The 14,497-nt window shown below is 60.7% G+C and carries 15 protein-coding genes; 3 read left to right on the plus strand and 12 right to left on the minus strand.

All coding sequences use genetic code 11. The features are described from left to right. Together FIV05_RS01970 and FIV05_RS01975 are read right to left on the minus strand one after the other, a co-directional pair. A complete protein-coding gene (locus FIV05_RS01970) occupies positions 1-669 on the minus strand; it encodes a 3-oxoacid CoA-transferase subunit B (protein ID WP_023002267.1) in 669 nt (222 codons plus the stop codon). Between the two features lies 1 nt (position 670). Next, positions 671-1,402 (minus strand): 3-oxoacid CoA-transferase subunit A, encoded by a 732-nt coding sequence (locus FIV05_RS01975; RefSeq protein WP_152508495.1) that lies wholly within the window; start codon positions 1,400-1,402, stop codon positions 671-673. A 205-nt stretch (positions 1,403-1,607) separates the two neighbouring features. On the opposite strand from FIV05_RS01975, the gene FIV05_RS01980 reads away from it, so the two are divergent. Next, entirely contained in the window at positions 1,608-2,366 is a 759-nt protein-coding gene (locus FIV05_RS01980; RefSeq protein ID WP_152508496.1) for an IclR family transcriptional regulator C-terminal domain-containing protein, read from the plus strand. Between the two features lie 267 nt (positions 2,367-2,633). Here the strand turns inward: FIV05_RS01980 and FIV05_RS01985 are convergent, their stop codons facing one another. The 10 genes from FIV05_RS01985 to FIV05_RS02030 all read right to left on the minus strand — a co-directional run bounded on the left by FIV05_RS01985 (position 2,634) and on the right by FIV05_RS02030 (position 12,299). After that, on the minus strand, positions 2,634-4,127 hold the full coding sequence (locus FIV05_RS01985) for a TIGR01777 family oxidoreductase (RefSeq protein ID WP_173013750.1): 1,494 nt from the start codon (positions 4,125-4,127) through the stop codon (positions 2,634-2,636). A 2-nt stretch (positions 4,128-4,129) separates the two neighbouring features. Continuing rightward, entirely contained in the window at positions 4,130-4,777 is a 648-nt protein-coding gene (locus FIV05_RS01990; protein ID WP_022999788.1) for a DUF4166 domain-containing protein, read from the minus strand. 175 nt (positions 4,778-4,952) lie between these two features. Further along, entirely contained in the window at positions 4,953-5,510 is a 558-nt protein-coding gene (locus FIV05_RS01995) for a MarR family transcriptional regulator (RefSeq protein WP_022999787.1), read from the minus strand. A gap of 89 nt (positions 5,511-5,599) precedes the next feature. Continuing rightward, the gene (locus FIV05_RS02000; protein WP_152508498.1) at positions 5,600-6,070 is read right to left on the minus strand and encodes a MerR family transcriptional regulator; all 471 of its coding nucleotides are present in this window, start codon (positions 6,068-6,070) and stop codon (positions 5,600-5,602) included. A gap of 167 nt (positions 6,071-6,237) precedes the next feature. Next, on the minus strand, positions 6,238-7,011 hold the full coding sequence (locus FIV05_RS02005; RefSeq protein WP_152508499.1) for an SDR family oxidoreductase: 774 nt from the start codon (positions 7,009-7,011) through the stop codon (positions 6,238-6,240). A 108-nt stretch (positions 7,012-7,119) separates the two neighbouring features. Next, positions 7,120-7,899, minus strand: a complete 780-nt coding sequence (locus tag FIV05_RS02010; protein ID WP_152508500.1) for an SDR family oxidoreductase — start codon at positions 7,897-7,899, stop codon at positions 7,120-7,122. Further along, positions 7,892-8,785, minus strand: a complete 894-nt coding sequence (locus FIV05_RS02015; RefSeq protein ID WP_152508501.1) for an aldose 1-epimerase — start codon at positions 8,783-8,785, stop codon at positions 7,892-7,894. The genes FIV05_RS02010 and FIV05_RS02015 overlap by 8 nt, the downstream gene beginning before the upstream one ends. Then, positions 8,785-9,726, minus strand: a complete 942-nt coding sequence (gene araH, locus FIV05_RS02020; RefSeq protein ID WP_152508502.1) for an L-arabinose ABC transporter permease AraH — start codon at positions 9,724-9,726, stop codon at positions 8,785-8,787. Before araH ends, FIV05_RS02015 begins: the two co-directional genes overlap by 1 nt. A gap of 15 nt (positions 9,727-9,741) precedes the next feature. Then, positions 9,742-11,247 carry an L-arabinose ABC transporter ATP-binding protein AraG gene (gene araG / locus FIV05_RS02025; protein WP_152508503.1) on the minus strand — a complete coding sequence of 502 codons (1,506 nt, stop codon included), beginning with the start codon at positions 11,245-11,247 and terminating at the stop codon, positions 9,742-9,744. Positions 11,248-11,315: 68 nt separating this feature from the next. Next, complete coding sequence (locus FIV05_RS02030; protein WP_152508504.1) at positions 11,316-12,299, minus strand: arabinose ABC transporter substrate-binding protein; 984 nt, start codon at positions 12,297-12,299, stop codon at positions 11,316-11,318. Positions 12,300-12,523: 224 nt separating this feature from the next. On the opposite strand from FIV05_RS02030, the gene FIV05_RS02035 reads away from it, so the two are divergent. Further along, the gene (locus FIV05_RS02035) at positions 12,524-13,273 is read left to right on the plus strand and encodes a FadR/GntR family transcriptional regulator (RefSeq protein ID WP_152511785.1); all 750 of its coding nucleotides are present in this window, start codon (positions 12,524-12,526) and stop codon (positions 13,271-13,273) included. Between the two features lie 52 nt (positions 13,274-13,325). Next, positions 13,326-14,474 carry a galactonate dehydratase gene (dgoD, locus tag FIV05_RS02040; protein ID WP_152508505.1) on the plus strand — a complete coding sequence of 383 codons (1,149 nt, stop codon included), beginning with the start codon at positions 13,326-13,328 and terminating at the stop codon, positions 14,472-14,474. Positions 14,475-14,497: the final 23 nt, after the last annotated feature.

The following is a 14,497-nucleotide window of genomic DNA, read 5'->3' on the forward strand; positions in this document are numbered from 1 at the left end:
TCACACCTCGGGAACAACAAGATCGGCGACAGCGCCGGGAACAAGAAGCTCAGCACCGGTCACCGCCTGAAGATCTTCAAGCGACAGGCCGGGCAGTTTTTCACGCAGCACGAAGCGGCCGTTCTCGATATCGATCACCGCAAGGCTGGTATAGACGCGAGTCACGCAGCCGACACCGGTGAGCGGCAGCGAACAGCGCTTGACCAGTTTCGGCTGGCCGTTCTTGGTGACGTGGTCGGTGATGACGGCAACCCGCTTGGCACCATGCACGAGATCCATCGCCCCGCCGACTGCAGGCACACCCTTGGGGCCGGTCGACCAGTTGGCGAGGTCGCCGTTTTCGGCAATTTCATAAGCGCCCAGAATGGCCACATCCAGATGACCGCCGCGCACCATCGCGAAGCTGTCGGCATGGTGGAAAAAGGCCGCGCCCGGCTTCAGCGTGACGGCTTTCTTGCCGGCGTTGATCAGGTCCCAGTCCTCCGAACCAGGCTCCGGGGCCTGGCCGAAACCCAGAAGTCCGTTCTCGGTGTGAAAGATCGCCTCGCGTCCCTCCGGCTGGAACTGGGCGACCTTTTCCGGGAAGCCGATGCCGAGGTTCACATAGGCGCCGTCGGCAATATCCTGTGCCGCACGCCAGGCAATCTGGTTGTTTGAAAGCTTTTCCATCTCAGGCCTCCAGCGGATAGGCGGCATTGGCGCGGTTGAGGTCTTCTTCCTGCAGCGGATTTGCCACCTCAACGATCTTTTGAACGAAGATACCCGGCGTGACGACGACTTCGGGGTCGATCCCGCCCGCTTCGACGATCCGGCTTGCCTGCACGATGGCCTCTGCCGCGGCCATGCACATCAGCGGATTGAAGTTACGGGCTGCCATGCGATAGGTCAGGTTGCCAAAGGTATCCGCTGTTTCGGCTTTCACCAGCGCGACATCCGCCTTCAGCCAGCGCTCCTGCACGTACATGCGGCCGTCGAATTCGCCGACGGGCTTGTCCTTTGCCAGATCCGTTCCGTAGGACGACGGTGTGTAGAAGGCGGGAATACCCGCACCGCCCGCACGGATTCGCTCCGCGAGCGTGCCCTGGGGCACCAGCTCCAGCTCGATGCCGCCTGCAAGGTACATCTCGGTAAAGACCACCGGATCGGCAGAGCGCGGGAAAGAACAGATCAGCTTGCGGACCATGCCCGCCTCGATGAGCGCGGCCAGGCCGACATGGCCGTTGCCGGCATTGTTGTTGATGACGACGAGGTCCTTCGGATGCCCCGTTTCGCGATAGCGGTCGATCAGCGCATGGATCAGCTCGATGGGAGATCCGGAACCGCCGAAGCCGCCGATCATCACCGTCATGCCGTCCTCGATCCCCGCCACGGCGGTGGCAAGGTCGGAAACCGTCTTGTCCATCTTTGTCTCCTTTTCGGGCAATGCCCAGAGCTTCCTGCGTGCGCCATGAGTGCACAAGGTTTCAACACCTCAAGGCCGGCCAGAATTCGCCCCTTGTCGTGTCCATGGAGATAGCGACGGCAAGTGTCTTTCGTCCAATTGATTTGTGCGATATGCTTCATTTGTTTACATATCGCACAAATCAACATCAGCAAGAGACCGGCGAATGATTGCAGAGCGGGACATCATGGGGGGCCTGGCCAAGGGCTTGCAGGTTATAGAAACCTTCACCGCAGACCGTCCTCGCCAGTCGATCTCCGAAGTCTCGAACGCATCCGGTCTCGACCGGGCAACCTCCCGCCGGTGCCTACTGACATTGGCCCATCTCGGGTATGCAAACTGGGACGGCAAGTATTTCACCCTGACGCCGCAGGTGCTGCGGCTGGGAACTGCCTGCCTTGCCACCATGCCCTTGCCACGTGTGGTGCAACCCCTGCTCGACCGCCTGTCGGAACAGATCGGAGAAAGCTCGTCGGTGTCGATCCTCGACGGTGACGAGATCGTCTATGTAGCACGGGCCGCCCGAACGAAAGTCATGTCGATCGCGCTGATGCCGGGCTCACGGTTGCCCGCTCATTGCTCCTCCATGGGCCGCGTCATGCTGGCCGCCCTGCCGGAGAGCGAGGCGCGGGCAAGGCTGGAGGCCATGACCCTGACGGCACTGACGCCAAAGACCCTCACCCGGGTGGACGCCATTCTGGCCGAACTTGCCAATATCCGCAGCCAGGGGTTCGCGACGATCGATCAGGAGGTCGAACCAGGACTGTGTTCCATCGCGGTTCCGGTGCTGAATTCCCACGGCCACACCATTGCGGCGCTCAATGTCGGTTACAGCAGCACGTCCGCCACGCCGGAAACGGCAACAACGGAGTTCCTGCCTGCCCTCCTGAAGGTCCAGTCGGAATTGCGTCCGCTTCTGACGTGAATTGTATTTGAGTGAGGGGCAAATGAATGTGCCTGCAAATCGTCTCCTTCTCAGTCGCACTTCGCCTGCAGGTTGGCACTCAACTTTCTCCCTCGCCCTCTCCTTCGTCATCCCGGACGCAGCGCAGCGAAGATCCGGGATCGGAGAGCCAAGGTCTTTCCATTAGAGGACAATGCAGCACTGTCTGTGGCTCTCCGATCCCGGCTTGCGCTTCGCTTGGCCGGGATGACGATGGAAACTTTGTCAAGGTGGAGACGCAGTGCCTTTTCAAGCCAATGACTGGACCTCTTGTTCCTCAGCCCGAACCGAGCCTGTCTTCGTGCCCGTGATCACCTGCAGCATCGGGGCAAGTTCCGGGTGGCGAAACCTGAAACCTGCGGCGACCAGTTTCGCCGGCACCACACGCTGGCCGGCCAGCATCGTTTCCCGGCCCATGTCACCGAGCGCCGTCGACAATAGCCAGGCAGGCAGGCGCAGGAATGCCGGGCGGTGAAGTGCCTTGGCCAGAGCCCTCGTGAATTCCGCATTTCGAACCGGCACGGGTGCCGTAGCGTTGACGGGGCCGGACAAATTTTCATCGGCCACCGTGCGGGCAATGATGCGGACCAGGTCGTCCCGCTCGATCCAGGACATCCACTGGCGGCCAGACCCCATCGCCCCGCCACCACCGAATTCAAACGGCGTCAGCAGCTTTGCCAGAATGCCGCCCTCGACACCGAGAACGAGACCGATCCGCAAGAGCACGACACGCACTCCGTCCCGCTCCAGCTTTTGTGCCGCCTGTTCCCAGCGCTCGCAGACTTCGTGGACGAAGGCAGGGTCGAAGTTTGCGTCTTCGGTCAGCGTTTCGTCACCGCGCAGACCGTACCAGCCGATGGCGGAGCCGTTGATCAGGCAAGCCGGTTTCGTATCGAGGCGCTCGACCAACGCCCGCAATGCTTCGGTCATTTGAACACGGGAGCCGATGATCCGGGCGCGTTTGCGGCTCGTCCACAAGCCATTCGCGATCGGATCTCCGGCCAGGTTGACGATGGCATCGAAGCGCTCGGCATTGTGGATCCGGTCAAGACTGGTGATCACACGAACAGGGTGGTCCAGGTCATCCGCCTTGCGGAGGTCTCGCGTGAGAACCGTGACGAAATGGCCGCCTCTCACCAGCGCTTCCACCAGCCGCTGACCTATGAACCCGGTGCCGCCCGTCACGAGGATGTGCCGGCGCGGCGGCAGGGCTGTAACCAGTCCCGCCGGATCTGCACCAGCAAGCCTGTCGCTGCGCGCGGCCGCAAGCAGGTCCCGCGCGCTGAAGAGCCCGACACCAAGTGCCGAAACCGTGGAAAGCACACTCCACCAGCCGTAGCTGACGGGCACCAGCGCGCTGGGGAGGAACGACCATTGCCACAGAACTGGCGCGGCCAGTACCAGGATCGCACCATAGTTCAAGGCCAGCAGCGTGTGGTTGATCCTCTCGGTCCATGGCAGCTTTCGGGTCATGTCTTCCTCGACAAAATCCCAAAGCGTGATCAGCACCTCGGCGACAAGGATTGCCGTCAACAGCATGGTGAAGACCCCGTGCGGCTCCAGCCAGCCGAAGCAGAGAAAGATCACCGCGTAGAAGAAATTGCGCACACCGTGCAGCCGCAGTTCGGTTTTCTGCGACGGACGCCAAGCCAGGCGCTCGCTGCCTTCATGGTGCACGAGCGTATCGAATGCGCCCATGAATATCTGGATGGAGATCAACGTCCAGAGAACGGGATTATCCATGATCAAGTCTCCATGTCATGAAAGAGTGCGTCCTGGTGAACCAGTTCACCGAAGACGCGGCTCTTGAGGGAAAGGGTGAACAGGAAACGGTCCTTGCCGAGGTCCCGGTGTGTGATCGTCAACGCTCCGGGCCGGAGCCAGGCGGGCAGCCGCAACCGCCACCGTCCGGCCTGCAGAAAATAGTGGTCGCTTTCGAAACTGAGGCCGTCCGTGAGGGCATTCACCCGCAGTGCCATGCCAATCCCCGCACCGATATATTCCTCAATGCCGGTCGGGCCCTCGAACCGCTTGGAACTGTGGATCACCTGGGGAAAGCCAGAGCTACGCCCGTATTGGCGGATCCAGAACTGGCCATCGCTCGCAATATCTTCTGTGACGGTGACGACGGCAGGCTGGTTGAAAGAGGATCTGTCAAAAGGGAGTGGACCGCCAACAAGCCGCGCGAGCTGCGCCAGAATGCTTCCGGCAAGGTTCATCCGCATGGTCACGACCAGGCCTTGATAGACGACACTTGCCCCGCCGCTCAGGCGTTTGCCGAACCGGCGGCGGACGGCCGCTGGCAGGCCATGCCAGGCGGCTTCTCCCAGAAGATCGCGAAAACGGCGGTCGCCAGCTTCGGGCCGCTCCAGAGTGGCGCTTGCGTTTCGCATTTCCAATCCCTCCTGTTATGTCGGTTATTTCTGTATAAAGAGAAATTACTTGGTAAAAAATTTTGAACCTGAAATCGGGTGGCAGGTCTGCTGATCTCTCACCCGATCTTATGTCGCAGTCCGGCGCTTCCATGGAGGCTTCCAGGTAAGGCGAAGACCTGACTCGCCCCAGCTGTCAGCCCTTCTTGCCACCGATCTTGAGCAGCGAGAGAACCTTGTCGCCCATCTTCATCAGGCTGGCGAGTTTCGACTTCGGCACGCTCAGCATCTGCTCCGACCAGCGATCGGCGGTGGTCAGAAACTGGTGCATCTCCTGCATTCGCTCCAGTGCAACGGGATCAAGCGTCTTCTCCTTTTCCGCCTGGCGCACACAGACATCGATGGCGCGGATCGCCGGATCGATCTCCCGTTCCTTGCGACCTTTCGCAATCAGCAGCGCCATTTCCCAGACGTCGGTCTCGGCCACGAAGTGCTCCCGGCGATCCCCCGCGACAGGCACTCTCTGGATCAACCGCCATCCGACAAGTTCCTTCAGGGAGTTGGAAACATTGGACCGGGCAATGCCCAGTTCCTCGGAAATCTGCTCCGCATTCATCGGCACCGGGCTCAGGAACAGCAATGCATGGATCTGCGCTACCGAACGGTTGACGCTCCACTGGCTGCCCATGTCCCCCCAATAGAGGATGAATTTCTCTTTCGCCGAAGGATCGGCTTTGTCGGTAATTTCTGTCATGACAGAAATTTGTGACGAAAATCGATTGGTGTCAATGGCGAAGTTCGCCAGGGATGCGGCGCGTGTCAAAAAATCAGCAAGACAGCCCGTCAGCGACCGCTTGCGTGAGGCTCCAGGTCGGCACGGCCCATGCCGGGCGTGCCAGAACCCCGGCCTGGAACAGGGGCGGTCATCCCGGATCCGGCGCCACCTTTCTCATCTGCGCTCACCGAGAGAGCTTCTTCCAACACGGCCAGGCGGTCGAGAATGGCTGAGCGTTTCGCTTCAAGATCAGAGCTGAGCCGGTCGATGTGCTCAAGCTTTTTCAGAAGCTGCGGAATACCGCCTTCGCAAGGCCCGGACCCTTCGTCCGACAGGCAGGCGGCCATCGCACGAACTTCGCGCGTTGAAAAACCCGTGGCAATGAAATCGCGGATCCGGGCGGCACGGCGCAGATCCGCGTCACTATAGCTGCGATAGCCGTTTTCCGAACGGCGAGCTTCCATCAGGCCCGACTTTTCATAGTGGCGCAGCATCCGTTCCGTAATGCCAAGCCGTTCGGCTGCTTCCTTGATCTGCATGTCGACCCCTTTCAACACCGGCCTAGGGTGTGGACCCTAGCACCTTGACACTAGTGTCAGGGTCAAGCCCTGTTTTTCCGGAAGTGCTCGCTTCAGGCCTTCAATTGGCGAAGGGCTCCCTCCCCATCAAGGGGAGGATGCCCATATTTGCCCTTGGTCACAAATGCTCAGCCTGCCTGGCTCCGAAGCGACCAGCCACCGTCAATCGTGATCACCTGTGCGGTGAGCCACTCGTTGGCGGAACTGCCGAGCTGCAAGATCCATGGAACAAGATCGGAGGTCAGTCCGCGTCGTCCCATCGGAACCTGAGCTGCTTCTGTTTCCTCGATGGTTTGCGCGACTTCCGGCGGCAGGCCCATCATGCCCGTGAGAGCACCGCTCTTGACGGGACCGGGAGAGACGGCGTTCACCCGTACACCGTCACCTGCAAGCTCGATGGCCCAGGATCGTGTCAGATGCTCAAGCGCCGCCTTGGTGGCCGCATAATGCGCCAGGCCTGGCGCCGCATTCTGGGAGACGGCCGTTCCGATGTTAACGACAGCCCCCTTGCTGTCCCGCAAGGCCGACTGGGCCTCCTTCAACAGAAGGGACGGCGCAACGATATTCACCGCACAAATTTCCGAAAGCGTTTCGGCATCATAGGCCTCGATGGGAAGCGGTTTGCCCGCGCCCGCATTGTTGACGACAAGGTCCAGGCGGCCCCATCGTCCCAGTGCCGCCTCTACAGCGCGCCGGCTACCTGCCGGGTCGGCGCTGTCGGCTTGTACGGCCTCGATAGCATTGCTCTTGCCAGCAACGCCGGCAAGCTTTGACGCATCACGTCCCGTGATGACCACATTCGCCCCCTGCCCGGTCAATGCCAGCGCGGTGGCCTCTCCAATTCCGGAGCTTCCGCCTGTTACGATGGCAACCTTGCCCTGCCAGTTTGTCCGTTCATTCATCTTGGCTTGCTTTCCTGAATTAACACCTGCGCATTGCGCGCCAAGCCGGTGTTAGCCGCTTGACGTTAGTGTCAGGGTCAAGCCCGATTTATTGAAAAAATAACCGCGTCAGGCTGGGTGTTGCTGGACGCTGAGACCGCCATCGACAGTCAGGCAGGCGGCGTTCATGAAGGGGCATTCGTCGGAAATCATGAAGACAGCCGCCCTGGCGATTTCTTCCGGCGTGGCGATACGCCCGCCCGGATGCAGTCGCAAGGTCGCCTGCCGGGCAGCCTCGGGATCGGGAAAACTGTTCCAGTAATCGACCACCTTCTGGGTCTGGACATAGCCCGGCGCCAGGGCATTCACCCGGACATTCCGTGCGGCATATTCCAGCGCAAGGGACTTGGTAAGCCCCAGCAGGGCGTGTTTGGCCAGCGGGTAGGGAAAGGTGTGCGGGATGATGGTGAAAGCATGCGTGGAGGCAATGTTGAGAATGACCCCGCCACCCTGCTCAAGCAGGCCCGGCAACACGGCGCGGGCGCAGTTCCACGCCCCCTTCAGGTTGACGTCGAAGCAGCGGTTCCAGTCTTCGTCGCTCAGCGAAAGAGGCTCGTCGAAGACATTTATCCCGGCATTGTTGATGAGCGCGTTCAACGGACCGATCGTCTCCTGCGCGCGAACGACCACAGCGGCAACGTCATCCGTGTTCGTGATGTCCCCGGCAAGAGCCATCAAATACTCTCCTTCCCCACCCAGATCCGCGACACTGCGGGCAAGAAGTGCTGCGTCCCGGTCCATCAGAACCACGGTCGCGCCTTCGCCGAGACAGGCTCGGACGATGGCAAGACCAATGCCCTGTGCGGCGCCAGTGATCAGGATACGCTTTCCTGAAAGCCGATCAGCCATTGTTCTTCTCCCTGGTCTCCGACACATGCAGAAATGTCATCTTTATCGTTCCCGCCAGTTCCTCCCCCGGCTTCAGAACGCTAAGGCCACCGAGATCCGGCATATTGTGACCGTTCGGCAGATGGCTCATGGGTTCCAGACAGACAAAGTCTGCAGGTGCCTGCGGGGCAAAGATCATCATGACGTCGAACACCGGATCGCAGCTGAGATCAAGAGCGAGCTCCATATCCGGCCAGTGCAGCCGGGCCTTGCCGGAAAAACCACCGAAGGCATTGTTGATCCAGCGCGGCGGCACAATACGCGGCATCGAAAAATCGAGGTCTTTCGAAATGTCCTGCAAGCCATCCGGCAGATGTCCCTCCCCCTCGCGCCACATGTCTCGCACCCTCGTCTGCAGGGTCATGTCGGGCGCTCGCCGGAAAAACGGATGAAACCCGATACCGAACGGCAGGGCCTTATTGCCAAGGTTCGTCACGCGAAGGCTCAGGGACAGGCGGTTCTCTTCCAGATGAACCTTCTGGTGCGCCTGGAAGGCGTAAGGGCTTCGGGACGATTGCTTTCTGACCAGGTCCAGCTCAATCGCATTGCCGGTCCTGCCTGCCAAAGCCCAGGTATCCAACCAGCCGTCACCATGCAGAACAAGCGGTTCGTCGGTGTTGGGCTGAAGTGTGAAGCTCTCCCTCCGGAAGGTGAAGCGATTGCCTGCGATCCGGTTTCCGAAGGGCACCAGAGGAAAACAGGCCGCGGCCCCCTCCGGCCCGCCAGCAGGCAGAAGGATCGGCGTGCCCCGCCATGCCGCCTGCACGATGGAACCGCCCCTTGGGCTGACGGTGACCGTCAGATCCCCTTGCGAGAGCGTCCATTGCTGAGCGGCATCCGCAAACATCAGCGGCTTGCGGAAGAGCGCAGGTTGTCGAGAAGAACCGCGATGAGCAGGATCAGGCCACGCACGACATACTGGTAGAAGGCCTGAATGTTCAGGAGGTTCATGACATTTTCGGCAATGCCCATGATCATGACGCCGACAATGACACCCGTCATGGCGGCGCGGCCACCGGCCAGGGAGACTCCGCCGAGGACACAGGCGGAAATCACCGAGAGTTCAAGGCCGGTGGCTGCATTCGGTTGGCCGGATGTGATGCGCGAGGCAAGCATGATGCCTGCAACAGCGCAGATCAGGCCCTGCAAGGCAAAGATCCAGATCCGCATGGACACCACATTCACCCCGGCAAGACGGGCCGCTTCCGGATTACCGCCAATCGCCAGCGTGTTCTTGCCGAAGACCGTGCGGTTCAGCAGAAAGCCGAAAGCGATGAAAAGTGCACCCATGACCCAGATCGGCGTTGGGATGCCCAGGAAACGGGACAGGGCGAGCTGGTAGAATCCGGGGTCGTTGATGCCGACGGCCCGGCCGTCGGACACAATCAGCGCCAGTCCCCGGACGATCTGCATGGTGGCCAGGGTTGTGATCAGCGCGTTGATGCGGAAACAGGCGATGACGAAGCCGTTGACCGCACCCACCAACGCACCGCTAAGCAAGGCTATGATGAGCCCCATAACGATGGAGCCGGTCATGTTGGAAGCAATGACGGCGATCATGCCGGTGAATGCGACCGTCGATCCGACCGAAAGGTCGAAGTCGCGCGAAGCCAGGCAGAACATCATCGTGCAGGCGACAATGCCGATTGTCACCACCGACTGCAGCAGGCCGAGGATGTTGCGCTCGGTGAGGAAGTTGGGAACGGTCAGGGAAACGATTGCGAAGGCCACCGCGAAGATGACGACCAGGCCCTGGTCTCCGAGCAAAATTTTCTTGAGAGAATTCATCTGAAACGGTCCCGTTCACACCGTGTGGGCAGCATTTCTGTCCGGCAAGGCCAGGGTCAGAATGCTGCGCTCTTCAAAGGTTTCCCGCGCGAATTGGCCGACCATGCGGCCTTCGCACATGACGATGATGCGGTCGGAAATACCCATCACTTCAGGCAGCTCGCTGGAAACGACCACAATGGCCATACCGCCTTCCGCAAGCTCGTAGAGGATGTCGTAGATCTCCGACTTGGCACCGACGTCGATCCCGCGTGTCGGCTCATCGACAATCAGCACCTTCACACCCTGTTCCGACAGCCAGCGGCCCAGGATGACCTTCTGCTGGTTGCCGCCGGAGAGATTGACGATGTCCTGCTTCCGCGATGGCGTGCGCACCTTGAGCCGGGCGATGAAGCGATCCGCAAGAGCTGCTTCCTTGCCAAGCTGGAGAACGCCGAAGGAGGACATGTGCCTGCGTGAGGAAATGGCTATGTTTTCCTCGATGGACCGCCCCTGGATGATGCCGTCGTGCTTCCGGTCTTCCGGACACAACACGAGCCCTGCATTGATTGCACCGCGCGGATTGTCTGCCGGTACTTCCTTGCCGTCGATGGAGACCGCGCCACCGCGCCGCGTGTCCGCACCATAGACAAGGCGCATCAACTCGCTGCGTCCGGCGCCAATCAGGCCGAAAAAGCCCAGGATTTCGCCCTGCCGAACCGAGAATTCGGCCGGTCCGGGAAGCTTTTCGCCGCACATGCCGGACACTTCCAGCCGCACCGGCCCGAACGACCGCTCACGCCAGCCCCAGATGTTGCCGATTTCACGCCCGACCATCTCGGCAATGATCTGGTCGCGGGTCACATTGGCAATGTCGGGGTGATGGGCTGCAAGACGGCCATCCCGCAAAACCGTCAGGCTGTCGCAGAGGTGGAAGATTTCCTCAAGCCGGTGAGACACGTAGAGGATCACCGTGCCCTTGGCCTTCAACCGGGCGATCAGCTTGAACAGGATCTCGCTTTCCCTGGAGGACAGGGATGACGTCGGCTCGTCCAGTGCGATGACCCGGGCCTCCATCATCACGGCCTTGGCGATTTCCACCATCTGGCGCGCACCGATGGACAGCGAAGCGACCTTGGCATTGGGATCGACATCGACGCCGATCTCCTCAAGCCGGTCGCGCACGGTCTCGACCAATCGCCGGCCTTCGAGGACGCCACCCCGGTTGGGAAATCGGCCCAGCCAGAGATTTTCCGCCACTGTCAGCTCCGGCACGAGCTGAAGTTCCTGGTGGATCACGATCACTCCGGCCTCGAAGGCATCGCGCACGGACCCGTAGTTCTGCTCGATCCCGTCGATGGAGATGGATCCGCTGTCCGCGGACTGGTCGCCGGAAAGCACCCGGATCAGGGTGGACTTGCCGGCACCGTTCTCGCCCATCAGCCCATGTACGGCTCCCTTCTCCACCGAGAAGGAGATGTTCGACAGGGCCTGAACACCCGGGTAGCTCTTGGATATGTTTTGTACTGACAGATAAGACATGACGCTCGCGCAACAGTTCCCCGGCGACCGCAAGACCGGTCGCCGGATCAGGTGTCAGTCGGGACGGATCACTCGATGCCCAGGTCCTTGCGCACGTCCACATAAGTGTCGCGCAGGGCCAGCGAGCCGGACGTCAGGATGAGCGGCTCCGGTGCCTTGTTGTTGGCAATCCACTCGTACATGTTGAGCGCGGTTTCATAACCGTGGCGCTTCGGCGAGATAATGACCGTACCGTAGAAACCGGTCGCGCTCGGTTTCTTGAACTCGTTGATGGCCGATTCAGCGCCGCCGATGCCGACTCCAATGACATTCTCAGCCGGGATGCCAACCGATTCCGTGGCCCGCACCGCGCCGAGAACGGCTTCGTCGTTCAGGCCGAAGGCAATCCACTTCTTCACGTCCGCGTGCTGGTTGAGCACGGTGGTCGCTGCGTTCAGGGCCGCTTCGGTATCGGTCTTGGCCTGGGGCGCGTCATAGATGTTTTCCGCGGGGAAGCCGGCAGCCGTCAGTGCTGCGATAGCGCCCTCGACCCGGTCGATGGCCGTCGGAAGCTGGTCGTAGGAAACGCGGATCGCGCCCACTTCGGACATGTCCCAGCCGCGCGCCTCGATCTCGGCCGCAATGGACTGACCGACGGTCTCGCCGATCTTTACCGCGGAAATGCCCATGTGCGGCACGCTTTCGATGGGTTCGCCATCGGCGCCGACAAGTCGGTCATCCACGGTCATCAGCTTCAGGTCGTTGGCGGCTGCTTTGGCTACAATCCCCGGTCCGAGCTTCACATCCGGCACGCAGATGATGAAGCCCTGCGCGCCTTGCGCACCCAGGTTATCGATTGCTGCCTGAACCTTCTCTCCATCCGGTGCGCCGATTTCAACAAGGGTGAACCCTTTTTCCTCGGCAGCCTTCTGGGCAAACTTCCACTCGTCCTGGAACCAGGGCTCCTCCGGCTGCTTGACGACGAAACCGATTTTCACGTCAGCGGCATGGGCAGAACCGACGAGGGCAAGGGCCATCACTCCGGTCAGAACGGCTTTCTTCAACACACGCATTGCAGAACCTCCCAATTCATTTCGAGGCGCCCAGCCTCCCGGGGCGCTTCAACAGACCTACTGTGAATCATCATACCAGTCAATTGCCTTTGTATGATGTATCGGATAAGGTTGCCCGACATTCGATGACGCACAGCGAAACGCGCAGTTCGCGCAGAGCAAAAAATCCGCTAAAAATGCGGGAACTCATTCCGCGGAAAACAGGGAGCAGGCCATTGGAAACGTTGAGGGAGGAGACGGCGACCGCTGATCAGAACAGTGGCAAGCGCCCTCGCGTGCGAAAGAATGTGACGGCTGCTCTGGCGGAAGACATCTGCTCGGAAAAATATCCGGTCGGCGCCCAGCTCCCGCGGGAAAACGACCTGTGCGAAATCTATGGTGTCAGCCGCACGGTCATTCGCGAATCCATCAAGGTTCTGGAATCCAAAGGCATGCTGCGGGTGAAGCCACGTGTGGGAACCGTGGTGACCGACCGGGAGGACTGGAACATACTGGATGGGGAAGTGCTCGATTGGATCGGCCCCTTCATCCATGAGTTCGACCTGCTTGGATGCATCCTGGAAGCCCGGCGCACGATTGAGCCGGCAGCAGCGGAATTTGCGGCCAAACGCGCCACCTTGCAGGAAATTGCGGCGCTGGAAGCGGCCTGGATGCGGATGCGCGACTCAAGTTCCGATCCTGAAGCCTTCACCGAGGCGGACGTCGATTTCCATAGCGTGCTTATGGCCGCCAGCCACAATCAGGTGTTTCGGCGTCTTTCCAGTGCCATTCATACGGCCCTGCATTATACGCTGCATGCGTCCAACACCGCGGTGGAGAGCCGGGACCTTGCCATCGAACTGCATGGCGAACTTGTGGATGCCCTGCGTCTGCGCGATGCACCGCGGGCCCGGGAAGCCTCGAACCGGATGCTTGACCTGGCCGAGCATGACCTGACTGCGGCCCAGGCTGCTGCAGGTCGTGTCGATCTCTGACCACCCCTTCGCCTGCCGCCCGATGACCGCGCCTTTGCCGGAAGCTTAAATAATGAAGATCACCAAACTCACGACCTATATCGTGCCGCCGCGCTGGCTTTTCCTGAAGATCGAAACCGACGAGGGCGTCACCGGCTGGGGCGAACCCGTGGTCGAAGGCCGTGCCCTGACCACGGAAGCGGCTGTCCATGAACTTGCCGACTATCTCATCGGCAAGGATCCCTTCCTGATCGAAGACCATTGGACGGTGCTTTATCGAGGCGGATTTTACCGGGGCGGCGCGATACACATGAGCGCCCTTGCGGGCATCGACCAGGCCTTGTGGGACATCAAGGGCAAGGCTCTCGGCCAGCCGGTTCACTCGCTGCTTGGCGGCCAGGTCCGGGACAGGATCAAGGTCTATTCCTGGATTGGTGGCGACAGGCCTTCGGAGCTGGCAGACAACGCCAGGCAGGTGGTCGAGCGCGGCTTCAAGGCGCTGAAAATGAACGGTTGCGCCGAGCTTCAGATCGTCGACAGCAACACGCGGCTGGACAAGGCTGTGGAGGCGATCGCGAGCGTGCGCGAGGCCGTTGGTCCGGACATCGGCATTGCGGTGGACTTCCACGGGCGGGTGCACAAGCCCATGGCCAAGGTCCTGGCGCGGGAACTTGATCCCTACAAGCTGATGTTCATTGAAGAACCGGTGCTTTCCGAAAACAAGGAAGCCCTGCGCGATATCGTCAATCACACCTCGACGCCGATTGCCCTTGGCGAAAGGCTTTATTCCCGCTGGGACTTCAAGTCGGTCTTGTCCGACGGCTATGTGGACATCATCCAGCCGGATCTGTCACACGCGGGCGGGATCACGGAATGCCGGAAGATCGCCGCGATGGCCGAGGCTTACGATGTTGCGCTCGCGCCTCATTGCCCGCTTGGTCCCATCGCCCTTGCCGCCTGTCTCCAGGTCGATGCGGTGTCCTACAATGCCTTCATTCAGGAACAGAGCCTCGGCATCCATTACAACAAGTCCAACGACCTGCTGGACTACATCACCAATGCCGATGTCTTCGCCTATGCGGATGGCTTTGCGGCCATCCCGCAGGGACCAGGCCTCGGTATCGAGGTGAACGAGGATTATGTCGTCGAGCGCGCCAAGGAAGGCCACCGCTGGCGCAATCCGATATGGCGTCATGAAGACGGAAGTCTCGCCGAGTGGTAACTTGAGCGACCTTGAATGAACCC

This window comes from Labrenzia sp. THAF191a, from assembly GCF_009363335.1.
GTDB lineage: Bacteria > Pseudomonadota > Alphaproteobacteria > Rhizobiales > Stappiaceae > Roseibium > Roseibium algicola.

Bases quoted from the DNA above. Each gene is read 5' to 3' on its own strand.
- FIV05_RS02030 (WP_152508504.1), bottom strand. From the start codon at position 12,299: ATGCGTGTGTTGAAGAAAGCCGTTCTGACCGGAGTGATGGCCCTTGCC.
- FIV05_RS01980 (WP_152508496.1), top strand. From the start codon at position 1,608: ATGATTGCAGAGCGGGACATCATGGGGGGCCTGGCCAAGGGCTTGCAG.
- araH (WP_152508502.1), bottom strand. From the start codon at position 9,726: ATGAATTCTCTCAAGAAAATTTTGCTCGGAGACCAGGGCCTGGTCGTC.
- araG (WP_152508503.1), bottom strand. From the start codon at position 11,247: ATGTCTTATCTGTCAGTACAAAACATATCCAAGAGCTACCCGGGTGTT.
- FIV05_RS02005 (WP_152508499.1), bottom strand. From the start codon at position 7,011: ATGAATGAACGGACAAACTGGCAGGGCAAGGTTGCCATCGTAACAGGC.
- dgoD (WP_152508505.1), top strand. From the start codon at position 13,326: ATGAAGATCACCAAACTCACGACCTATATCGTGCCGCCGCGCTGGCTT.
- FIV05_RS01985 (WP_173013750.1), bottom strand. From the start codon at position 4,127: ATGGATAATCCCGTTCTCTGGACGTTGATCTCCATCCAGATATTCATG.
- FIV05_RS02000 (WP_152508498.1), bottom strand. From the start codon at position 6,070: ATGCAGATCAAGGAAGCAGCCGAACGGCTTGGCATTACGGAACGGATG.
- FIV05_RS02015 (WP_152508501.1), bottom strand. From the start codon at position 8,785: ATGTTTGCGGATGCCGCTCAGCAATGGACGCTCTCGCAAGGGGATCTG.
- FIV05_RS01975 (WP_152508495.1), bottom strand. From the start codon at position 1,402: ATGGACAAGACGGTTTCCGACCTTGCCACCGCCGTGGCGGGGATCGAG.
- FIV05_RS01970 (WP_023002267.1), bottom strand. From the start codon at position 669: ATGGAAAAGCTTTCAAACAACCAGATTGCCTGGCGTGCGGCACAGGAT.
- FIV05_RS01995 (WP_022999787.1), bottom strand. From the start codon at position 5,510: ATGACAGAAATTACCGACAAAGCCGATCCTTCGGCGAAAGAGAAATTC.
- FIV05_RS02010 (WP_152508500.1), bottom strand. From the start codon at position 7,899: ATGGCTGATCGGCTTTCAGGAAAGCGTATCCTGATCACTGGCGCCGCA.
- FIV05_RS01990 (WP_022999788.1), bottom strand. From the start codon at position 4,777: ATGCGAAACGCAAGCGCCACTCTGGAGCGGCCCGAAGCTGGCGACCGC.